This window comes from Brevundimonas sp. NPDC055812 (assembly GCF_053616535.1).
In genome coordinates this window covers 12,760-32,919 of record NZ_JBSHDX010000005.1, presented here as the reverse complement: position 1 = coordinate 32,919, position 20,160 = coordinate 12,760, and the positions used below count along the sequence as shown (strand labels likewise).

Below are 20,160 nucleotides of genomic sequence, written 5' to 3'. Positions count from 1 at the left end.
CCGGGATGAGCGGGAAGAAAAGGGCGTGCTATGCTCGCCATCGTGATCGTCCCGCCTCCGCTCCCGTCCGCCGTTCTTGAGGCCGCCTCGACGCCGGACCCGCGCGCCGCTGTCACCGCCGCCTTGCGCGAAAGCTTCGACGCCGACCGCGCCCGCGCCGCACGCCGGGCCGAGAGCGCCACCGACGGGGCCGAGGCCGCGCGTCTCTACGCCGAGGTGGCCGACGACCTGCTGTCGACCTTGTGGCGGTTCGCGACCGAACAGATTCATCCGGCTCCGGACGAGCGGCTGACCCTGCTGGCGGTCGGCGGCTATGGGCGCGGGGTGCTGGCGCCGTTTTCGGACCTCGACCTGTTGTTCCTGCGGCCGGGGCGGGCGATCAGCCCGCGCGCACAGGCGGTGGTCGAGTTCGTCCACTATGTCCTGTGGGATCTGGGGCTGAAGGTCGGTTCGGCCTTTCGCTCCATCGGCGAGACGCTGGCGTTGGTGCGCGACGACATGACCGTGCGCACCACCCTGCTGGAGGCACGAGTCCTGGCGGGGGACGTCGGGCTCGGCGAAAGCCTGCTGAAGCGGTTCCGCAGCGCGGTCAACCGCGCCGATCCGCGCCCCTTCATCGCCGCCAAGATGGCTGAGCGCGACGTGCGCCTGCAGAAGACCGGCGCCGTCCGTTATCGCGTCGAGCCCAACATCAAGGACGGCAAGGGCGGGCTTCGCGACCTCAACACCCTGTTCTGGATCGCTCGCTCCCTGGCGCCGGACAGCGACCGGGGACAGGCGGCGCTCGAGGGCCTGCTGACCGCGCGCGAGCTGCGCAGCTTCCGCGAGGCGATCGGCTTCCTGTGGCGGGTCCGCATCCTGCTGCACCTCAGCGCCGGTCGGGCCGAGGAGAAGCTGACCTTTGACTTCCAGCCCGAGATCGCCCGGCGCATGGGATGGCGCGGGCGCGGCGACGAACTGGCGGTCGAGCGTTTCATGCGTCGCTATTTCCAGGTGGCGCGCGAGGTCGGCGCCCTGACCCGCGCCGTCTCGGCCCAGCTGGAGGCCCGCCAGCAGAAGAAGGCGGAAGGGCTGGCGCGCGGCCTGTCGCGGTTGATCCGGCGCCGTCGCATCAAGCTGGCTTTCGACGGTCTGGCGGTGGAGGAGGGGCGGCTGACGGTCACTGGGCCGAACGTGTTCGCCCGCGATCCGGTGCGGCTGCTGCTGCTGTTCGTCGAGGCGGATCGGCTGGATCTGGACCTACACCCCGACGCCTTCGCTGCCGTGATCCGCTCGCTGACGCTGGTGACGCCCGCCCTGCGCCGCGATCCGCGCGCGGCCGAGGCCTTCCTGACGGTGCTGGCGCATGGCCAACGGCCCTATCGCGTCCTGTCGATCATGAACGAGACGGGCTTTCTCGGCCGTTTCCTGCCCGAGTGGGGGCGGATCGTCGGCCAGACCCAGTTCAACATGTATCACGCCTATACGGTGGACGAGCACACCCTGCAGGCGGTCGGGATCATCAACGACATCGCGCGCGGCAAGCTGGAGGGGGACCATCCGGCCTCGACGGGCGTCATCCATCGTATCGCCGATATCGAAGCCCTGATGCTGGCCATGCTGCTGCACGACGTGGGCAAGGGCGGCGACCGGGGCCAGTTGGAGGACGGCGCCATCGCCGCGCGCCGGGCCTGCGAGCGGCTGGGCGTCGACCCGCGCCGCATCGAGCTGGTGGTCTGGCTGGTGCGCCATCACCTGCTGATGAGCGACTACGCCCAGAAGCGCGACGTGTCCGACCCCTCGACCGTGCGCGCCTTCGCCGAGGCCGTGGGCGACCCGGAGCGCTTAAGGATGCTGATGGTGCTGACCGTGGCCGACATCCGCGCCGTGGGGCCGGGGGTGTGGAACGGCTGGAAGGGACAGCTGATGCGCGCCCTGTTCGAGGCGACCGAGGCCCTGTTCCGGGGCGACGCTGTGACGCGCGAAGACCCCCTGGCCGATCACCCGGCGTTGGTCGAGCGAGCGCGACGCGAAGGGGCGGCGGTCGAGGCCCTGCCCGCCGAGGGGCCGCTGGAATCGACCGCCCGCGTGGCCGTGGCGGCGCGCGACCGTCCCGGCCTGTTCGCCGATCTGGCGGCGACGCTGTCGATGGCGGGCGCCGATGTGGTGGGCGCGCGGCTGGCTACGGCTGACGACGGCATGGCGCTGGACGTGTTCGAGATTCAGGATGGAGCGGGCGAGCCCTATGGCGGGCGCGAGCCGCGCCGACTGGCCATTCTGGTCAAGGCGATGGAGCGGGCGGTGCTGAAGGGCGCCCGGACCTCGGCTCTGGAGGCGCCGCGCGTCAGCGCCCGCCGCGCCGTGTTCGAGGTGCGGCCCGTGGTGCGGATCGACGCCGATACGGGGACCAGCGCCGTGGTGATCGAGGTGTCGGGCGCCGACCGGCCGGGCCTGCTGGCCGATCTGGCGCGGACGATTTCCGCGCATGGCTATTCCACCCGCTCGGCCCATGTCGCCAGCTTCGGTGAGCGGGCGGTGGACGGCTTCTACATCACCGACGCCGACGGCCGGAAACCGAAGAGCAAGTCGAAGCTGGAGGCGCTAAAGGCCGACCTGCTGGAGGTGCTGGACCGTGCGCCTCAGGGTCCGGCGGGGCGGCGCATCATCCCGGTGCGCGCCAGCGTGCGCGATGTGTCGGATCTGGAAGGCGCGCTGGGCCGCTCGCCCGTATCCAGCGGCCCGCAGGCGCGCTAAGGCGTTTCGGGACCGAGCGCAGGAACAGCCGTGAACGACAAGACCGATCCTATCGAACCGTCCGCGCCGATCTCGGCCGCTAACGCTACGGTCGAGCCGGTGGTCCAGCCGCCCGCCTCCGCCGCAACGGGCAAGGCGAAATCGGGGGGGGTGGCGCGATCCTCGGCCATCTTCAGCGCCATGACCCTGCTCAGCCGTCTGGCCGGGTTCGCGCGCGATCTGGTCATCACGGCGGCGCTGGGCGCCTCGGCGGGACCGGCGGCGGACGCCTATTACACGGCGCTGAACTTCCCCAATCTGTTCCGGCGCATCTTCGCCGAAGGCGCCTTCGCCGCCGCCTTCGTGCCCGCTTACGCCAAGACGCTGAAAAGCGAAGGCGAGGCGGCGGCCGACAAGGTCGCGACCGACGCCCTGGCCGCCGTGGCCGCCGTCACCGTGGCCCTGACCCTCGTCGCCCAACTGGCCATGCCGTGGCTGATGACCGTCATCAACATCGGCTTCCTGGACGATCCGGCGCGCTTCAAGCTGGCGGTGATCCTGACCCAGATCACCATGCCCTATCTGCCCTGTATGGCGATCGCCTCCCTGCTCAGCGGCGTGCTGAACGCGAGGGGGCGCTTCATCGTCTCCGGCGCCTATCCGATCCTGTTGAACCTGATCATGCTGGCCGCCGTCATCCCGGTGAAGGGCGACCAGATCGAGGCCGCCTACGCCGCCTCCTGGGCCGTGCTGGTCGCGGGCGTGGCCCAGGCGGGCCTGTGCTGGTGGGCGGCGCGCAAGGCGGGGGCGAACATCCGCCTCAGCCTGCCAAGGATGACCCCGGCGGTGAAGGCCATCATCATCACCGCCATCCCGGCCGCCATCGGCAACAGCGCGACCCAGATCAACGTCTTCATCTCCGGCAACCTGTCCAGCTTCGTCGACGGCGGCCGCACCTGGCTGGCGACGGCGGACCGGCTGTATCAACTGCCGCTGGGCCTGGTCGGGGTGGCGATCGGCATCGCCCTTCTGCCCAAGCTGTCGTCGGCTGTGGCGTCCGAGGACAAGGGCCAGCAGCAGGCCTCGATGGACGAGGCGCTGATCCTGTCCATGGCCCTGACCCTGCCGGCGGCGGCGGCCTTGATGGCCATGCCCTACTTCCTGATCGACGCCCTGTTCACGCGCGGCGCCTTCCTGCAGGTGGACGCCGTCAACACGGCCCAGGCCCTGCTGCATTTCGGCTGGGGCGTGCCCGCCTTCGTCCTGATCCGCATCCTGGCGCCCGCCTTCTTTGCGCGGGGCGATACGCGGCGGCCCATGGTGTTCGCCCTGATCTCGGTGGCGGTGAACGCCGTCCTGGCCATCGGCCTGTTCAGCGCCGGCATGGGGGTGTCGGGCATTGCGGCGGCGGTCAGCGCCTCGGCCTGGACCAATGTGCTGCTACTGGGCGCGACCCTGTGGCGGCGCGATTACTATCGACCGAGCCCGCGCGCGGTCTGGCGCCTTGGCCGCATCGCCCTGGCCAGCGCGGGCCTGGCAATGGTGGTCGGCGTCGCGTCGTGGGCGCGGCCGATGCTGCAGGCGCCGGTCGCGGACGTTCTGGCCCTGGCGGGTTCGACCCACGGCGCCAAGGAGATCACCCTGTTGCTGGTCGTGGCCTCGGGCGGTCTGGCCTATGTCGTCCTGGCCTTCCTGACCCGGGCCGTGACCGTGGCTGAGGTCAAGGGCCTGGTCCGGCGGGCGCGGTGAGCTTGCCCTTCGCGCTGCGAACCGATAAGCGCGAGGGCATGGCGCTTTCGGGACGATTTCTCGCTCATGGACGATGGCGCGGCTGACCCGCCGCTCCGCGCTTCCGCACGTCCCCCTTTCGCACGCGAAAACGTGCGCCGACACTCGCCTTTCGATTTCCGAGATCCGCTATCATGACTGACCAGACTCCGGCTCAATACACCGGTCCGCGCCGCATCCTGTCCGGCATCCAGGCTTCCGGCGCCCTGCACCTGGGCAACTACCTGGGCGCGCTCAAGCGTTTCACCGAACTGCAGGACACGGGCGCGCCCCTGTTCGTCTTCGTTGCCGACCTGCACGCCATCACCGTCTGGCAGGAGCCCGAGAAGCTGGCGGCCCAGACGCGCGAGATCGCGGCGGCCTACCTGGCCTCGGGCCTGGACCCCAAGAAGGCGGTCATCTTCCCGCAGTCGGCGGTGCCGGCCCACGCCGAACTGGCCTGGATCTTCAACTGCGTCGGCCGCCTGGGCTGGCTGGACCGGATGACCCAGTTCAAGGAGAAGTCGGGCAAGCACAAGGAACGCTCCAGCGTCGGCCTCTACACCTATCCGGTGCTGCAGGCGGCGGACATCCTGCTCTACAAGGCGACCGAGGTGCCGGTGGGCGAGGACCAGAAGCAGCACCTGGAGCTGACCCGCGACATCGCCCAGAAGTTCAACAACGACTTCAACGCGCCGGGCTATTTCCCCCTGCCCGAGCCGCTGATCCAGGGTCCGGCGACGCGGGTGATGTCCTTGCGCGACGGCTCGGCCAAGATGTCCAAGTCCGATCCCTCGGACCTGTCGCGCATCAATCTGACCGACGACGCCGACGCCATCGCCAACAAGATCAAGAAGGCCAAGACCGATCCCGAGCCGTTGCCGGAGACGGTCGAGGGACTGGAAGGCCGCGCAGAGGCCAAGAACCTGGTCGCCATCTACGCCGCCCTGGCCGACACCACGCGCGAGGCGGTGCTGGCCGAGTTCGCGGGTCAGGGTTTCGGCGCCTTCAAGCCGAAGCTGGCGGAGCTGGCTGTGTCCTCGATGGCGAACGTCACCGCCGAGATGCGCCGTCTGATGAACGACCCGGCCGAGATCGACCGCGCCCTGGCCGCCGGCGCCGAAAAGGCTCGTGAAGTCGCCGAGCCGACTATCGCCGAGGTCAAGAAGATCGTCGGCTTCTGGCAGGGTTGAGCCGAATGGCGCACCCGCTGGATCGTCCGATCTGGAACGCCCTGACGTCCGCGCGTCAGGCGTCCCTGGCCGTGGGAGCGGGCGGGGCGCTGCGGCTGGCGCCGGGTTACGGCGTCTTCGTCGCCAGCGTCGATCAGTCGCCGGAAAGCCTGGCGGCCGTCGCGGCGCTGGAGCAGCCCGAGGGGCTGCTGGCCACGGTCGAGGCGGAGCGCACGCCCGTCCCGCCTGGCCTGACGGTGCTGAAGGAGGCGGTGCTGACGCAGATGGTTCTGGTCGATCTGGCTCCGGCCAAGGCGCGCGACATCGCTGTCGAGCCCCTGACCGAGGCCGACGCGCCCGCCATGCTGGCTCTGGCGACCCTGACCGAGCCGGGGCCCTTCTTCGACAAGACGCACCGGCTAGGCGACTTCTTCGGGGTCAAGCAGGACGGGCGGCTGCTGGCTATGGCCGGTGAGCGGCTGAAGCCGGACGGCTTCACCGAGGTTTCGGGCGTCTGCGCCCATCCCGATGCGCGCGGGCGCGGCTACGCCGGGGCGCTGATGCGGGCGGTGATCGAGCGCGTCCTGGCGCGCGGCGAGACGGCCTTCCTGCATTCCTATGCGGACAACGCCGGAGCCATCGCCCTGTATCATTCGTTGGGCTTCACCATCCGGGCGCAGATGCAGATGCGGATGCTGACCCAAGGCGATCTGGTTAAGGGCGATCTGGCGGAACCCGCTGAGGGCGCCTAGCTTAGCTTCGACCCTTTGTTTCGGAGCCTGTCATGAGCCAGCACGTCGCCGTCGTCGAATGGAACCGGGGCGATCAGCCCTTCAGCGACAACAAATACGGACGCGGCCATGACTGGCGCTTCGACGGCGGCGCGGTGGTACGGGGATCGTCTGCGCCCTCGCCCATGATCCCGCCGCCCCTGTCGGAAGAGGCGGCGGTGGACCCGGAAGAGGCCCTGGTCGCCGCCCTGTCCAGCTGCCACATGCTGTTCTTCCTGGCCTACGCCCGCAAGGACGGTTTCGTGGTCGATTCCTATCGCGACGATGCGGAAGGGACGCTGGGCAAGGACGAGCGCGGCAAGATGTCGATCACCGAGGTGGTGCTGCGCCCGGCCGTGACCTGGTCGGGCGACAAGCAGCCGGACGCGGCGGCGATCGCCGATCTGCACCATCGCGCCCACGACGCCTGCTACATCGCCAACTCGGTTCGCGCCGAGGTGAAGATCGAGCCGCGCTGAAATCTTCAGGCCGTCTCCTCTTCGATTAGGGAGCGGAAGGCGGCGTGGGCGGCGGTCATGCCGTCCGTCGTCGCCAGTGTGATGTTGCCCGCCGGCCGCGCCAGGTCGCCGGCGGCGAAGACCCCCGGCTGGCTGGTCTGCTGCTGGGCGTCGACCTTGACGATGCGGCCCATGGGGGTGTCGGTCATCTCGCAGCCCAGATTCTCGGCGAAGCCGCCGGACTGCCGCACATGGGCGCCGACGAAGACGGCCTTCAGCGGGATGAAGCGGCCGTCCGTCAGCCGCGCCCCGGTCAGGGTCGGCGCCTCGCCTTCCAGGCGTTCGACGGGCGTCGGCTCGATGGTCACGCCGCGCCGTGCCAGTACGCGTGCGTCGTCTTCGCTCAGCCGCGCCGGATCTATGAACAGCACGGCCTGGCCCCATTCGGCGACGACGCTGGCATACTGGACCGCATGGTCGCCGCGCCCCAGGACGCCGATCGGCCCGACGCCGACCTCATAGCCGTGACACCACGGGCAGTGCAGGGCGGTGCGGCCCCAACGCTCCTTCACGCCGGGCAGATCGGGCAGGACGTCCTCGACCCCGTGGGCCAGGATCAGACGACGACCCATGGTGCGGCTGCCGTCGGCGAAGGCGACCGAGAAGCCGCCGTCGATGCGCGTCGCGTCCACCGCCTCGGCTATGCGGAAGGCGGCGGTGGGATAGGCTGCGACCTGGGCGCGGGCGGCGGCGGCGATCTCCGACCCCGGACGGCCGTCATTGCTCAGCACGCCGTGCGCGCGGGCGGCGAAGCGGTTCCGGGGGCGGCCGTCGTCGATGACCAGGACGCGGCGGCGCGCCCGCACCAGTTGCAGGGCGGCGGACAGGCCCGCGTAGGAGCCGCCGATGACGACGGCGTCATGGGGCATCGGATTTTCGCTGGTGCGCATGGAGCAGGTCTCGCTTGGGATGGGCGGCCAGCCGGCGCGAGAAGTCCGCCGCCAGATCGGCCAGGGTGATGGAGTCCAGCCGCGCGGCCAGCAGGGCGCGGGCGGCGGCGTAGGTGTCGGACAGGGCGTCGTTGACGGCGGCTTCGATCAGGCAGCCCTCCGCCTCGACCGGGGGCGCCTCGGGCAGCAGGCCGGGCTCGCCCAGGGCGGCGTGGACCTGGCCCAGGGTGACGGCCTCCAGCGGGCGCGCCAGCCGCCAGCCGCCGCCGTGGCCCTTCTCGGACACGACCAGCCCCTGTTCGCGCAGGCCCGCCATGGTGCGGCGGACCACGACCGGATTGGTCGACAGACAGGCCGCCAGCATGTCCGAGGTCATTGGTCGGCCGCAGCGCTGTTCATGCTCGGCCATGTGCAGCAGGGCGTGCAGGATGTTGGAGAGGCGGGAGTCTCTTTTCATGTAACTTCAATTGTTACGTGATAGCCCGCGCGTCAAGGCGCGGTCCAGAGATTATTTTCAGACGTGAGGCGCGCTGTCCTTCAGGAAGGCGCTGAAGCGACGCAGCGCTTCTTCGGTCAGTTCGGGATGGTGGCGCATGGGGCCGTTGTTGGTCGGCTCGTCAAAGGCGTGGGTGCCGTCGGCGACCCAGCTTTCGACCTCCGAACCGCAGTCGCGGATCATGGCGTTGACCCGTTCGGCGTTGCGGACGGTGGTCAGGTGATCGCGTTTGGCCGTCAGCGCCAGGACGCGCGGGCAATGGCGCCAGGGCTTCATTCGATTGAAGGCCCAGGGGCCGATGTAGGGATAGGCCAGCCAGACGGCCTTGACGCCGGACAGGTCGACGGCTGCGGGATCGGCCACGCCCATGCGGCCCGGCTCGGGCGTCTCGCTCATCATCTCCATGATGGCCCAGCCGCCGTGGCTCCAGCCGCCTAGCGCCAGTTGCGAGGCGTCGACGTCCGGGCGTTGCGAGACGCCATGGATGGCCGCCAGCACGTCGCCCGCGCGCTCATAGCCGCGAAAGGCCAGGCCGGTGCAGACGGCGATCAGGGTGAAGTTCCGGCCCCATCCGCGCGGCGCATAGGAATCGACGATGAAGGCGCGCCAGCCCGCCGCCTTCGCCGCCTCGGCGTAGCGCGGCAGATGGGCCCGCAGACCGCCGCAGCCGTGGAACAGAAGGACCGCCGGACGGGCCTTGTCGTCGTCCGGTCCGACGACGTGAACATGGGGCTCTAGCTGGGCCCAGCGGGCGGCGACGGTGTCCATCGGCGCAGCTTAATCCGTCTCTCCGCCGAAGAAAGAGGTCTTGCGCTTTCGATATATCGATATATCTGTTTGCGAGTTCGATATATCTAAGTGAGAGAGAAAGAGACGCAGATGAGAGGATTCAAGGGAATCGGAATGCGCGGCTGCGGCATGGGCCACGGCTTTGCGCGCGGGCACGGCGGCCCTTTTCGGTCGATGCGGCCGGAAGGGCGACGCATGGGCGAGGGTCGGATGCGCGGCGAAGGCCACGGCCGTCGCGGCGGCGGCCGCATGTTCGAGCACGGCGCCCTGCGCTGGGTGCTGTTGTCGCTGATCGCGGACAAGCCCAGTCACGGCTATGAACTGATCAAGGCCATCGAGGCCCGAATGGGCGGAACCTACACGCCCAGCCCCGGCGTCATCTACCCCAGCCTGACCCTCCTGGAGGACATGGGCGCCCTGAGCGTCGTCGCCGAGGGCGGCAAGAAGCGTTACGCCGTCACCGATGAAGGCCGTCGCCTGCTGGGCGAGAACGCCGAGGCCCTGGCTCACGCAGAGCGTAAGATGAAGGTCTTGCGCGGCCGCGCCGATCGTCCGGCCCGCATCGCCCAGGCCATCGAGGCCTTCCGCGCGGCGACCCATGAGCGTCTGAGCCAGGAACCGCCGCTCAGCGAGGCTCAGGTCGAGACCATCGCCGACCTGATCGAGGCCGCGGCCGACAAGGTGAGACAGGCATGAATGACGCCCTGCTGAGACAACCGCGCCGCGTGCGGCACGAGCTGAAGTTCCGCCGCGCGCGCGTGGAGGCGGTGGAGCAGCTGACCCCCGTGCTGAAACGGATCGTCCTGATGGGCGAGGAGTTGGAGGGCTTCTTCAGCCCCGGCTTCGACGACCACGTGAAGATCTTCCCCGCGCCGCGCGGCGAGCCCCTGGTGCTGCCGACGCTGGGTCCGGACGGGCCGGTGTTTCCCGAGCCCCGGCCCGTGGCGCGCGACTACACGCCGCGTGTTTTCGACGCCGCCAATCGTCGGTTGACCATCGACTTCGCGGTCGGCCACGGCGGCCCGGCGACGGCCTGGGCCGAAGATGCGCGACCGGGCGACGAACTGGGTCTGGGCGGGCCGCGCGGCTCCTTCCTGATCCCGACCAGCTTCGCCGAGCATCTGCTGGTCGGCGACGAGGCGGCGATCCCCGCCATCGCGCGCCGTCTGGAGGAGCTGCCCGCGACCGCGCGCGCCATCGCCTGCATCGAGGTGAACGACGCAGGCGGAGAGCTGGATCTGCCCAGTCCGGCGAACGTCGAGATCGTCTGGGTGCATCGCAACGGCGGCCCGCGCGGCCGCGCCGAGGCCCTGACGGCGGCGGCGGTGGCGGCGGCGAAACGGATCGACCCGGCCGACGCCTATGTCTGGGTCGCCTGCGAATCCTCGGTCGCCCGCTCGATGCGCGCCGCCCTGCTGGCCGCCCGGCCGTTCAACCCGAAATGGATGAAGGTCGCCGGCTACTGGCGCCTGGGCCGCGCCGGCTCGCACGAGGTGATCGAGGACTGAGGCCCGACCGGGCCTTGGCCAAAAGAAAGGGCGCTGCCGATGACCGGCAGCGCCCTCTTCTTTGCGCTCAAGCAGCGAGCCGCCGCGCGGCTCGCGTTGGCGCTCCTATGCCTAGTGCCGGAAGACGCGAACGCCCGTGAAGGCCATGGCCACGCCGCGCTCGTCGGCGGCGGCGATGACCTCCTCGTCGCGGATCGAACCGCCCGGCTGGATCACCGCCGTGGCCCCGGCGGCGACCGCTTCCAGCAGGCCGTCGGCGAAGGGGAAGAAGGCTTCGGAGGCGCAGGCCGAACCCTCGGCCAGCGAATGGGCCAGACCCTTGGCCTCGCCCGCTTCCTTGGCGCGGATGGCGGCGATGCGGGCGCTGTCGCGGCGGTTCATCTGGCCGGCGCCGATGCCCGCCGTCTGGCCGTCCTTGGCGTAGACGATGGCGTTGGACTTGACGTGCTTGGCCACGGTGAAGGCGAACAGCATGTCCTGGATCTCGGTCGGCGTCGGCTGGCGGCGCGTGACGATCTTCAGGTCCGACGGCTTGATCAGCGAGCGGTCGCGCGACTGCACCAGGAAGCCGCCGGCCACCGAGCGGAAGACTTCGCCCGGACCGTGCGGATCGGGCAGGCCGTCGGTGATCAGCAGGCGCAGGTTCTTCTTGGCGGCGAAGACGGCCTTGGCCTCTTCATCCGCGCCGGGGGCGATGACCACCTCGGTGAAGATGCCGGTGATGGCGCGGGCGTCGTCGCCGTTCAGCGGGCGGTTGACGGCGATGACGCCGCCGAAGGCCGACACGGCGTCGCATTCCAGCGCGCGGGCGTAGGCTTTCGACAGATCCTTGCCGACGGCCACGCCGCAGGGGTTGGCGTGCTTGACAATGACGCAGGCCGGGGCCTCGAACTCGGCCACCAGTTCATAGGCGGCGTCGGCGTCGGCGATGTTGTTGTAGCCCAGTTCCTTGCCCTGGATCTGGGTGGCGTAGGCCACGCCCGGGCGACGCTCGCCGGTGCGGTAGAAGGTGCCGGTCTGGTGCGGGTTCTCGCCGTAGCGCAGGGTCTGGGCCAGCGAACCGGCGATCGACTTGCGGGCCGGAGCGGCGTCGTTCAGCTGAGCGGCGAACCAGCCGGAAACGGCGGCGTCATAGGCGGCGGTGCGGGCGAAGGCGCGGGCGGCCAACTGCTTGCGCAGGGCCAGGGTGGTCGAGCCGTCGGCCTTCAGCGCTTCGACAATCAGGCCGATGCTGATCGAGTCGACGGCGACGGCGACGTGGCCGTGGTTCTTCGAGCCCGAACGGATCATGGCCGGGCCGCCGATGTCGATGTTCTCGATAGCCGCTTCAAAACCGCCGCCGTCCTCGACCGTCTTCTCGAAGGGGTAGAGGTCGATCCATACGATATCGATGGCGCCGATATTGTGCTCGGTCATGGCGGCGGCGTGGGCCGGGGCGTTGCGAACGCCCAGCAGGCCGCCGTGCACCACGGGGTGCAGGGTCTTGACCCGGCCGTCCATCATTTCCGGGAAGCCGGTCAGATCGGCCACGTCCTTGACCGGCAGGCCGAAGCCCGCGATCGCCGCCTTGGTGCCGCCGGTGGAGACCAGCTCGACGCCCAGCCCCGCCAGGGTGCGCGCGGCGTCTTCCAGCCCCGCCTTGTCCGACAGGGAGATCAGGGCGCGGACGGGTTTGATCGCGTCCGGGGCGGGCGGAAAGTCGGGAGCGGCGGGCATGGGCGGCGTCCGTTTACGGCTGGGGCGGGGAGATGGCGGGGCCTCTAGCACCAACGGGGCGCGGCGTCAGCCCTTGGGGCGCTCTTGCTCTCTCCACTCGCCGTCATCCTCGGGCTTGACCCGCGGATCGAGTTGTCCGCCACTCGACCTTCCATGAACGAGCGCCGTCCCTTCATAGCGACCTGTATTCTGGCCAGCCGCCCGCTCGGCGTCCTCTACGTCGGCATGACGTCGAACCTGTATGAGCGCATTCGCCAGACCGAGAGGACGGCGTCGAAGGCTTCGCTCACCGCTACGGTTGGAAGACCCTGGTCTGGTATGAGATGCACGGCTTCGTCACGGAGGCGATCCGGCGCCCGATCCTCGGGTCAAGCCCGAGGATGACGGAGGGGGAGGCGGAAGCGTCGCGGCCTTCCTCCGCCGCCTCGACGGCGCTTAGCTCGGATCGCCGCTCGCGCCGGCGGGGCTCAGCTTCCAGCGGACCTTGGTCTCGGCGTCGGTGCGGGCCGAGCCGCGCACGACGATCTGCAAGGAACGGCGGGTCAGGCCTTCGTCGATGTGGACGGCGGGCTCGATGGCCACGTCGGGGCCGTCGCTGCGGAACCACCAGCCGCGCCCGGACGGGCCGCGCAGCAGGATGGAGCGGCGGTCGCGGGCCAGCGAGGCCTGAACGCCCGGCTCGAGCTGGAAGCGCAGGGCGTAGGGGGCGGCGATGGCGCGGGTCGCTTCGGGACGGCCTTCGGGCGGATGCAGCCGCTCCTCGGCGCGCAGTTCGTCCAGCCTCTGATCGATGTAGAGACGACGCTGGTGCATCAGGCCGTACAGCGGCATCCAGCCGTCGTGTTCGACCTCCAGCCAGACGGCGCCGTCGCCTTCCTGGTGCTGGCGCGTGACATGAAGGGCGGGGCCGACGAGACGCGGGCCCAGCAACTCGCCCTTCCAGCCCGACAGGGGTTCGCCCAGCGGCTGTTCGCCCAGGGTCAGGGTCGAGGCGCCGGGCGTCAGGCGCAGGGCCTGGCGGTCCAGGGCGCGCGGGGTCCATCCGGCCGAGGTGAACAGGCGATCGCGGCCGCAGACGACTTCCAGCGCGGCGGGCTGGCCGCAGGCGGCGGCCGACCAGGCGTTGCGGGCCGGGGCCTCGACATCGATCATGACGGTCAGCAGCGGGCTGGAGACGCGCAGCAGGCCGCCGACGAGGCCGCCGGCCGGGGCGGCGGGCGCATCGTCATGGGCGCGGGCGGCGGCGATGCGTTCCGGCGTCGAGGGGCCGCCGCCCTGGAACACGGCCAGGCGCCGGTCGGGCAGGGTCTGGACGCGCAGGGCCAAGGTCAGGCGCGAGATGGCCTCGGCCACCGGCTCGGGCGTCACCTCCGACAGCTGGGCCAGGGCGTCGTCCAGCGTCAGCAGGTCGAGCAGCAGCTCCAGCCCCATCTCCGGCGCGCGCGTGGCGTGGGCGCCGTCGGGGGCGACTGTGGCGGCCAGGGCGCCGGGCAGACGTTTCAGCGCCTTGTTGCGGATGGCGGCGCCGGCCTTGCCGGTCAGGGCGCAGCCAGCGACGGCGGCGGCGGTCAGGCGCTCGGCGCGGCCCATGATCCCGCCGGGCGGACGCAGCAGCTGGCGCGCCTGGTGGGCCAGGATATCCGTCAGTTGCAGGCGCTCGATCTCTGTCGCTGCGCCCGCCAGTCGCCGTCCGGCGCAGGCCAGGTGATAGACCCGGCGGGCCAGGATGTCGGGATCCCAGGAGAAGGGCGACCAGCGGCTGAACACCTCGCGCCAGGCCAGGGTCATGGCCAGGGCCTCGCGCGCGCCGCGATCGCCCTGGGCCATCATGGCGGGCAGCCAGGCGAAGCCGTGCAGCTCGACCGCGAAGGCGCGGCTGGGGGTGGGGCTGTTCCACAGCTCCAGCGGGGTCTCGGCGTCCAGGCTGAGGCCGGCCAGCGTCAGCTTGCCCGACAGCAGGGGGCGCGGCGCTTCTTCGGGCAGGGGGCGGAAGTCACGCGGACTGACGGCGAAGCCCTCGGCCGTGGGACCGCCTAAGGTCAGGCCGTAGCCGGGCAGGCCGTAAAGCTCGATCCACGCCTGGCGCGCGGCCAGTCCCTTGGCGACCGAGGCCCAAAGGCGCGGGTCGGGCCGGGCGCCCGAGGCGGCGCGCACGGGGGTCCGCAGGGGCGCGCCCTTCAGACCGGGGATGTGCCCCTCGGCCAGGGGGACGTCGCTGTCGCGCGGGGCGAAGGGGCCGAGAGGACTCACGCGGCGGCGGCCTTCAGGGCCTGGATGTTGGCGGCGTAGGCGTCCGGTCCGCCCTTGAAGACGAAGGAGCCGGCGACCAGGGCGTCGGCTCCGGCGGCGACGCAGGCCCCGGCGTTGGCGGCGACCACGCCGCCGTCGACCTGGAGATGGGCCTTGGACCCGGCGCGGTCGAGGATGGCGCGGGCGCGCTCGATCTTCCTCAGCGAGGTCTCGATGAATTTCTGACCACCGAAGCCGGGATTGACCGACATGATCAGCACCAGGTCCACCATCTCCACGGTCTCCTCCAGCACGCTCAGCGGCGTGCCCGGGTTGAAGACGAGGCCGGCCTTGGCGCCCAGTTGACGAATCTGGCCCAGCGTGCGGTGGACGTGCGGGCCGCTTTCGGGGTGGACGCTCATGATGTCGGCGCCCGCCGCGCGATAGGCCTCCAGCCAGTTGTCGACCGGAGCGACCATCAGGTGCACGTCGAACGGCAGGCTGGTGTGCGGGCGCAGGGCCTTCACCACGTCCGGGCCGATGGTCAGGTTGGGCACGAAATGGCCGTCCATGACGTCGACGTGAATCCAGTCGGCGCCGGCCGTCTCCAGCGCGCGGATCTCCTCGCCCAGCTTGGAGAAGTCGCTGGCCAGGATGGAGGGGCAGATCAGCGGGGCGGTCGCGGTCGTCTGGGTCATGACTGTGCGACTTACGGCCCTCGGCGGCGAGGGGCAAGCCGGGCCGCTGACGCAGTTGCCGAGGGAGGCGTCCATTCGCGCTTCGCGAACGGTCGGCGGTGGTCGTTGGCGAAGGCGCCGCGGTCGAGGGCGCAAGGGCGCTGGCGAGGCGCAGCCGGTCGACGCAAGGACGGCGGCGAACCGCTTCACCCGTCCCCGAAAGGACCTCGTCATGATCCGCCTGCTCGCCGTCGCCGCCGTCCTCGCCTTCGCCGTTCCGGCGTCCGCCCAGCCTTCGGGCCATCGCTTGACCTTCACCTTCGAGACCGGGGCGGAGACCGGGGCGGTCATGGTCGCCCTCTATGCCGATGAGGCCGCCTATGAAACCGGGGCGCCCAGCCGCGTGGCCCGGGTCGATGTGGCGGCGGGCGACCGCGCCGCCGTGTTCGAGAACCTGCCCGCCGGCGCCTACGGGATGAAGGCGTTCCACGACGTCAACGCCAACGGAAAGATGGACGTGAATCCCTTCGGCATGCCGACCGAGCCCTTCGCCTTCTCCAACAACGCGGTCGGCAACATGGGCCCGGCCAGGTGGGAGCGCGCCCGTTTCGATGTCTCGGGCGCCACGGCCCAGACCATCCGCATCCGCTAGGTCCAGAACGCCAGGAGACATTGTCATGATCCCGACCCGCCGCACCCTGTTCATGGGCGCCGCCGCGCTCGCCGCCGCACGCGTCCTGGCCCCTGATCGGGCCTATGCTCTGCAAGCCTTGGCGGCGACCGCCGACTGGTCCCTGGCCACCGCCGACGTCGAGAGCGACATCGCCCCGCGCGCCCTGCGCCTCGTCCACGGCCGGGCGCCGCAGGGGCTGTCGGGCAGCCTCTATCGCAACGGACCGGCCAAGTTCCGACGGCCGGGCCGCTCGTCCCAGCACTGGTTCGACGGGGACGGCCTGATCCGCCGCTGGCGCATTCAGGATGGTCAGGCCAGCCTGGCCGCCCGCTTCGCCGACACCCGCAAGCGGCGTCAGGAGACCGAGGCCGACGCCATGCTGATGCCCGGCTTCGGCACCGTCGGCGACCCACGCGCCCGCATCGGCTCGGCCGACGACGCCAGCCCGGCCAACACCTCGGTGCACAAGGTCGGCGGCAGGCTTTGGGCCCTGTGGGAGGCCGGCTCGCCGCTGGCCATGGATCCCGAGACCCTGGCGACAGAAGACTTCGTCACCCTGCGTCCCGACCTGAAGAACATGCCCTTCCTGGCCCATCCGCGCATCGAACCGGACGGCCGCATCTGGAACCTGGGCGTGAACGGCGAACAGGCCATGGTGTGGCGCCTGGCGGCGGACGGGTCGCTGGAGGACGCCGAGGTGATCGCCCTGCCGCGCGCCAGCTACATCCACGACTTCAGCGCCACGGCCCGCCATCTGGTCATCGTGCTGCAGCCCTGGGTCCATGTCCGCAACGTCGCGCCGATGTCGGCGGGCTTCGACTGGACGCCCGAGGCGGGAACCCAGGTGCTGGTGGTCGACAAGGCCGACCTGTCGCAGCGACGCCTCTACGACCTGCCGCCCTTCGGCTTCTTCCACGTCGGCGACGCCTGGGACGAGACGGACGGCACGATCCGCTTCGACCTGTGCGCGCACAGGGACATGGACTTCGCCGCGCGCGGCGCCCAGGAGGTGCTGAACGGCGTGCCACTGGGCGGAGAACCGGCCGAACTGGCCATGGTCGTGCTGTCGCCGAACGGGCGCGGGCGGCTGGAGCGGACCGGCGTGGTCGGCGAGTTCCCGCGCAGCGACCCGCGCCGCGCCGGCCTGGCGCGCCGCTTCAGCCTGCACACCACGGGCGAGCGCGCCGACCGGCCCCTGGCCTCGGCGGTCGCCGTCACCGACTGGTCGTCGGGGCGCACCCGGTCCTTCGACTTCGGCCCCGATCATGTGACGGACGAGATGGTCTACGTCCCCAAGCCCGGCGGGACGCACGAGGCCGACGCCTGGCTGGTCGGCCCGACCATCAATCTGAAGGCGGGGGTCAGCGAACTGCACGTCCTGGACCTGATGCGCGTCGAGGACGGCCCGGTCGCCACCTGGCGCGCCGATGTGGCCCTGCCGGCGGCCTTCCACGGAAACTGGGCGTGAAAGCCACATCCCGCCTTGTCCTCATCGCCGTTCGTCGACGGGCGGTTGACCCCCGCCGTCGAACGGGCCAAGACCCCTGCGCCGCCCAGATGCCTATCGTGGGGCGGCGTCTTTTTGGAAACCCTCAGATGAACCCCGAAGACCGAAGTCCGTCTTCAACTTCTTCGACGCTCTGAGGACGCTCCGCTTCCGCGCGAGGGTGTCCTCGCGAAAGGAAGCGACTTATGCTGAACGCCTATGACTGGCGCGCTGATCGGCTCGTGCGCCTGGATACGGCCGTGGATCACGGCCCCGCCTGCTGGATCGACCTGGTCTCTCCGTCCGCCGATGAGGTGGCCGCGCTGGAGGCCCTGACCGGCATCGACATCCCCAGCCGGGACGAGATGGACGACGTCGAGCCGTCCGCCCGCCTCTACGCCGAAGACAACGGCGTCTTTATGATCGCCGCCGTGGCCACGGATCTGGAGACCCACGATCCGGTCAAGACGCCGGTGAGCTTCATTCTCAAGGGCGGGCGGCTGGTGACGGTGCGCTATGGTCAGCCGCGCGCCTTTCCCGTCTTCATCGCCCACGCCACCAACAAGCCGGGCGAGAGGCTGGCGACCGGCGAGAGCATCATGCTGGGGCTGATCGAAGCCATCATCGATCGCTACGCCGACGCCCTGGAGGCCAAGGGGGTCGAGCTGGAGGGCATTTCGCGGCTGATCTTCCGCAAGCGCGATCCTCGCGCCATGGAAAGCCACAACCTGCAGTCGGTGATCCAGGACATCGGTCGGGCCGGGGACTTCCTGGCCCTGATCCGCGAGAGCCTGTCCAGCCTGCAACGCCTGCTGGCCTATCACGCGGCGCTGTCGGCCTCCCGCGCGCCTGGCAAGGCCGACCGCGAAGCGCGCCAGACCCTGCGTCTGATGCAGCGTGATGCGGCGGCGCTGAGCGAGCTCAGCATCTCGATGTCGTCCAAGGTGACCTTCCTGATGGACGCCACCCTGGGGCTGATCAACCTGGAGCAGAACCAGATCATCAAGATCTTCTCGGTCGCCGCCGTGGCCCTGCTGCCACCGACGCTGATCGCCTCCATCTACGGCATGAACTTCGATGTCATGCCGGAGCTGCACTGGCGTTACGGCTATCCGGCGGCGGTCGGCGCCATGGTGCTGTCGGCGGCCCTGCCGTATTTCTACTTCCGCAAGAAGCGCTGGCTGTAGGGGCTCACCACCAGCCCGCGTCGCGCAGGGCCTTGGCGTAGCGGCGGCTGACGGGGACGACCAGTCCCCCGTCCAGCGTCAGGGCGGCGCGGCCGTCGCCGCGCGCGACCGAGGCCACGGCGTCACGGGCCGCCCACCAGCTGCGATGGGTCTGGGCGCCCTCCAGCCCTTCCAGTTCGCCCAGGGCGTCCGACAGGCGCATCAGGATCAGGTCCGAGCCCCTGTCCGTGTGCAGGCGCAGATAGTGATCCTCGGCCTGGACGGCGATCAGGCGCCCGCCGCGCAGTTTCGAGGGCAGGCGGTCCAGGAAGCGGGCGGGCGCGTCGCCCGGCGCTGCGGCGTGGGTCTCAACGGGCTGCCTGCGGCCCAGAAAGACGTTGAGGGCGCTCAGTACGGCGGTGATCAGGGCCACGGGCGGGAAGAAGTGGGCCAGGTCGTCGGCGTGGCGCAGTCGCCCCTCGAACATCAGGCCGGTCAGGGCCCAGACCATGAGGGTCAACGGCCCCGTGATGACCAGGGTCAGGGCGGCGACGCCCAGCCACGGGCGCGCGTCCACGTCGATGAAGCGCTCGACCAGCAGGCTGCACAGGTGTCCCCACAGGCCGCCGACGACGAGCACGGGCATCCAATAGGCCAGACGCTGCGCCAGCGGCGCGCCGTTGGAGCCGAAGGCGCCGCCGAGCGCCAGGAAGGCGCCCGCCCCTACAGCGACCGCCAGGCCGCGCAGGAAGTCGCGCGCCTTGGAGCCCGGCGAGAAATCCAGTCGAGCCGTCACGCGCGCGTCGGACCGCAGACGGCGCGGAAGCCGGCGGCGGCGAACCGCACCATGTAGTCGCAGGCGCTGTCCAGATCGCCCGAGCGGCACAGACCTCCCGACAGGCGGTCCAGACGCCCCGTCTCGCCCAGGGTCAGGGTCAGGGCCCCCGACAGATTGTGATAGGCCCAATAGAGGTCGGCCTCGTCCGCCTCGGGCATGATGCGCTTGACCAACTCCAGCAGGCGACGGATCGCCGGGTCGAAATAGCGGGCCATGGTCTCGCCGCCGAAGGCCGGGTTGGCGTTGGTCTGGGCCACCAGGGCGGCGTAGTGCTTCCACCCCGGCCCGCCCTTCAGCGACCATTGGAACGGCGGGCGCAGGAAGGCCTCGAACAGCCCCTCCAGCGTCATGGCCTCGCCCGCCGCCTCTGCGTAGCGGTCGACCGCGGCCACGCGCTCGGCGTTCCACACCTCGGCGCGGCGGTTGAAGACGGCGTCGAACAGCTCCTTCTTGGCCCCGAAATAATAGTGGACCAGGGCCGTATCCACGCCCGCTTCGCGCGCTACCTCGCGGATGGTGACGCCATAGAAGCCATGCTTGGAGAACAGGTCCTCGGCCGCGTTCAGGATGGCCTCGCGCGTCTCCCCGGCGACGGCCGCCTTGGACTTCTTGGGACGCCCGCGTCGCGCCGGGGCGGCGGGCGGGGCTGGAATTTGGGGCGGCGGCAGGTCGCTCTTCGTCATGGCCGGAAGCTAGTCGCGCTTCGGGGGTTAGTGCAACGGCGCCACAGGGCGGGCTCTTCCGTGACGGAAA

At 70.5% G+C, this 20,160-nt stretch carries 18 protein-coding genes; 10 read left to right on the top strand and 8 right to left on the bottom strand.

What is annotated here, in order from left to right; translation table 11 throughout:
• The first annotated feature begins 30 nt into the window (after positions 1-30).
• The 5 genes from glnD to ACWGL1_RS09640 all read left to right on the top strand — a co-directional run bounded on the left by glnD (position 31) and on the right by ACWGL1_RS09640 (position 6,900).
• Positions 31-2,733: a [protein-PII] uridylyltransferase gene (glnD, locus tag ACWGL1_RS09660; protein ID WP_452111873.1), complete on the top strand. Its 2,703-nt coding sequence runs from the start codon at positions 31-33 to the stop codon at positions 2,731-2,733.
• 30 nt (positions 2,734-2,763) lie between these two features.
• The gene (murJ, locus tag ACWGL1_RS09655; protein WP_452111872.1) at positions 2,764-4,461 is read left to right on the top strand and encodes a murein biosynthesis integral membrane protein MurJ; all 1,698 of its coding nucleotides are present in this window, start codon (positions 2,764-2,766) and stop codon (positions 4,459-4,461) included.
• Between the two features lie 173 nt (positions 4,462-4,634).
• Positions 4,635-5,672, top strand: coding sequence for a tryptophan--tRNA ligase (gene trpS, locus ACWGL1_RS09650; RefSeq protein ID WP_291780709.1), 1,038 nt, complete (start codon positions 4,635-4,637; stop codon positions 5,670-5,672).
• A gap of 5 nt (positions 5,673-5,677) precedes the next feature.
• Positions 5,678-6,403 (top strand): GNAT family N-acetyltransferase, encoded by a 726-nt coding sequence (locus ACWGL1_RS09645; protein WP_452111871.1) that lies wholly within the window; start codon positions 5,678-5,680, stop codon positions 6,401-6,403.
• 32 nt (positions 6,404-6,435) lie between these two features.
• Positions 6,436-6,900: an OsmC family protein gene (locus ACWGL1_RS09640; protein ID WP_452111870.1), complete on the top strand. Its 465-nt coding sequence runs from the start codon at positions 6,436-6,438 to the stop codon at positions 6,898-6,900.
• Between the two features lie 5 nt (positions 6,901-6,905).
• On the opposite strand, the gene ACWGL1_RS09635 is transcribed toward ACWGL1_RS09640, so the two are convergent.
• Genes ACWGL1_RS09635 through ACWGL1_RS09625 form a run of 3 tightly spaced genes read right to left on the bottom strand, consistent with a single transcriptional unit; the run spans position 6,906 to position 9,093 of the window.
• Positions 6,906-7,829, bottom strand: coding sequence for an NAD(P)/FAD-dependent oxidoreductase (locus ACWGL1_RS09635; RefSeq protein ID WP_452111869.1), 924 nt, complete (start codon positions 7,827-7,829; stop codon positions 6,906-6,908).
• Positions 7,798-8,286 (bottom strand): Rrf2 family transcriptional regulator, encoded by a 489-nt coding sequence (locus ACWGL1_RS09630; protein WP_452111868.1) that lies wholly within the window; start codon positions 8,284-8,286, stop codon positions 7,798-7,800. The genes ACWGL1_RS09635 and ACWGL1_RS09630 overlap by 32 nt, the downstream gene beginning before the upstream one ends.
• A gap of 57 nt (positions 8,287-8,343) precedes the next feature.
• Complete coding sequence (locus ACWGL1_RS09625) at positions 8,344-9,093, bottom strand: dienelactone hydrolase family protein (protein ID WP_291780724.1); 750 nt, start codon at positions 9,091-9,093, stop codon at positions 8,344-8,346.
• Positions 9,094-9,204: 111 nt separating this feature from the next.
• On the opposite strand from ACWGL1_RS09625, the gene ACWGL1_RS09620 reads away from it, so the two are divergent.
• Both ACWGL1_RS09620 and ACWGL1_RS09615 read left to right on the top strand, forming a co-directional pair.
• The gene (locus ACWGL1_RS09620; RefSeq protein WP_452111867.1) at positions 9,205-9,810 is read left to right on the top strand and encodes a PadR family transcriptional regulator; all 606 of its coding nucleotides are present in this window, start codon (positions 9,205-9,207) and stop codon (positions 9,808-9,810) included.
• On the top strand, positions 9,807-10,622 hold the full coding sequence (locus tag ACWGL1_RS09615) for a siderophore-interacting protein (RefSeq protein WP_452111866.1): 816 nt from the start codon (positions 9,807-9,809) through the stop codon (positions 10,620-10,622). Before ACWGL1_RS09620 ends, ACWGL1_RS09615 begins: the two co-directional genes overlap by 4 nt.
• 111 nt (positions 10,623-10,733) lie before the next feature.
• Here the strand turns inward: ACWGL1_RS09615 and purH are convergent, their stop codons facing one another.
• From purH to rpe, 3 genes are all read right to left on the bottom strand, one after another.
• Positions 10,734-12,338: a bifunctional phosphoribosylaminoimidazolecarboxamide formyltransferase/IMP cyclohydrolase gene (gene purH, locus ACWGL1_RS09610; RefSeq protein WP_452111865.1), complete on the bottom strand. Its 1,605-nt coding sequence runs from the start codon at positions 12,336-12,338 to the stop codon at positions 10,734-10,736.
• Positions 12,339-12,773: 435 nt separating this feature from the next.
• The gene (locus ACWGL1_RS09605) at positions 12,774-14,588 is read right to left on the bottom strand and encodes a heparinase II/III family protein (protein ID WP_452111864.1); all 1,815 of its coding nucleotides are present in this window, start codon (positions 14,586-14,588) and stop codon (positions 12,774-12,776) included.
• The gene (gene rpe, locus ACWGL1_RS09600; RefSeq protein ID WP_291780743.1) at positions 14,585-15,265 is read right to left on the bottom strand and encodes a ribulose-phosphate 3-epimerase; all 681 of its coding nucleotides are present in this window, start codon (positions 15,263-15,265) and stop codon (positions 14,585-14,587) included. Before rpe ends, ACWGL1_RS09605 begins: the two co-directional genes overlap by 4 nt.
• A 211-nt stretch (positions 15,266-15,476) precedes the next feature.
• On the opposite strand from rpe, the gene ACWGL1_RS09595 reads away from it, so the two are divergent.
• The 3 genes from ACWGL1_RS09595 to ACWGL1_RS09585 all read left to right on the top strand — a co-directional run bounded on the left by ACWGL1_RS09595 (position 15,477) and on the right by ACWGL1_RS09585 (position 18,590).
• Positions 15,477-15,896, top strand: coding sequence for a DUF2141 domain-containing protein (locus ACWGL1_RS09595; protein ID WP_452111863.1), 420 nt, complete (start codon positions 15,477-15,479; stop codon positions 15,894-15,896).
• Positions 15,897-15,921: 25 nt separating this feature from the next.
• Positions 15,922-17,385 carry a carotenoid oxygenase family protein gene (locus ACWGL1_RS09590; protein WP_338577360.1) on the top strand — a complete coding sequence of 488 codons (1,464 nt, stop codon included), beginning with the start codon at positions 15,922-15,924 and terminating at the stop codon, positions 17,383-17,385.
• A 224-nt stretch (positions 17,386-17,609) separates the two neighbouring features.
• Complete coding sequence (locus ACWGL1_RS09585) at positions 17,610-18,590, top strand: magnesium transporter CorA family protein (protein ID WP_452111862.1); 981 nt, start codon at positions 17,610-17,612, stop codon at positions 18,588-18,590.
• A gap of 4 nt (positions 18,591-18,594) precedes the next feature.
• Here ACWGL1_RS09585 and ACWGL1_RS09580 read toward each other — a convergent pair whose 3' ends face one another.
• A complete protein-coding gene (locus ACWGL1_RS09580) occupies positions 18,595-19,365 on the bottom strand; it encodes a LytTR family DNA-binding domain-containing protein (protein WP_452111861.1) in 771 nt (256 codons plus the stop codon).
• A complete protein-coding gene (locus ACWGL1_RS09575; protein ID WP_312219915.1) occupies positions 19,362-20,090 on the bottom strand; it encodes a TetR/AcrR family transcriptional regulator in 729 nt (242 codons plus the stop codon). The genes ACWGL1_RS09580 and ACWGL1_RS09575 overlap by 4 nt, the downstream gene beginning before the upstream one ends.
• Between the last annotated feature and the right edge of the window lie 70 nt (positions 20,091-20,160).

What these genes read in the sequence shown, in the direction of transcription:
- glnD (WP_452111873.1), top strand. Translation starts at nt 31, where the DNA reads ATGCTCGCCATCGTGATCGTCCCGCCTCCGCTCCCGTCCGCCGTTCTT.
- trpS (WP_291780709.1), top strand. Translation starts at nt 4,635, where the DNA reads ATGACTGACCAGACTCCGGCTCAATACACCGGTCCGCGCCGCATCCTG.
- ACWGL1_RS09645 (WP_452111871.1), top strand. Translation starts at nt 5,678, where the DNA reads ATGGCGCACCCGCTGGATCGTCCGATCTGGAACGCCCTGACGTCCGCG.
- ACWGL1_RS09640 (WP_452111870.1), top strand. Translation starts at nt 6,436, where the DNA reads ATGAGCCAGCACGTCGCCGTCGTCGAATGGAACCGGGGCGATCAGCCC.
- ACWGL1_RS09635 (WP_452111869.1), bottom strand. Translation starts at nt 7,829, where the DNA reads ATGCGCACCAGCGAAAATCCGATGCCCCATGACGCCGTCGTCATCGGC.
- ACWGL1_RS09630 (WP_452111868.1), bottom strand. Translation starts at nt 8,286, where the DNA reads ATGAAAAGAGACTCCCGCCTCTCCAACATCCTGCACGCCCTGCTGCAC.
- ACWGL1_RS09625 (WP_291780724.1), bottom strand. Translation starts at nt 9,093, where the DNA reads ATGGACACCGTCGCCGCCCGCTGGGCCCAGCTAGAGCCCCATGTTCAC.
- ACWGL1_RS09620 (WP_452111867.1), top strand. Translation starts at nt 9,205, where the DNA reads ATGAGAGGATTCAAGGGAATCGGAATGCGCGGCTGCGGCATGGGCCAC.
- ACWGL1_RS09615 (WP_452111866.1), top strand. Translation starts at nt 9,807, where the DNA reads ATGAATGACGCCCTGCTGAGACAACCGCGCCGCGTGCGGCACGAGCTG.
- purH (WP_452111865.1), bottom strand. Translation starts at nt 12,338, where the DNA reads ATGCCCGCCGCTCCCGACTTTCCGCCCGCCCCGGACGCGATCAAACCC.
- rpe (WP_291780743.1), bottom strand. Translation starts at nt 15,265, where the DNA reads ATGACCCAGACGACCGCGACCGCCCCGCTGATCTGCCCCTCCATCCTG.
- ACWGL1_RS09595 (WP_452111863.1), top strand. Translation starts at nt 15,477, where the DNA reads ATGATCCGCCTGCTCGCCGTCGCCGCCGTCCTCGCCTTCGCCGTTCCG.
- ACWGL1_RS09590 (WP_338577360.1), top strand. Translation starts at nt 15,922, where the DNA reads ATGATCCCGACCCGCCGCACCCTGTTCATGGGCGCCGCCGCGCTCGCC.
- ACWGL1_RS09585 (WP_452111862.1), top strand. Translation starts at nt 17,610, where the DNA reads ATGCTGAACGCCTATGACTGGCGCGCTGATCGGCTCGTGCGCCTGGAT.
- ACWGL1_RS09575 (WP_312219915.1), bottom strand. Translation starts at nt 20,090, where the DNA reads ATGACGAAGAGCGACCTGCCGCCGCCCCAAATTCCAGCCCCGCCCGCC.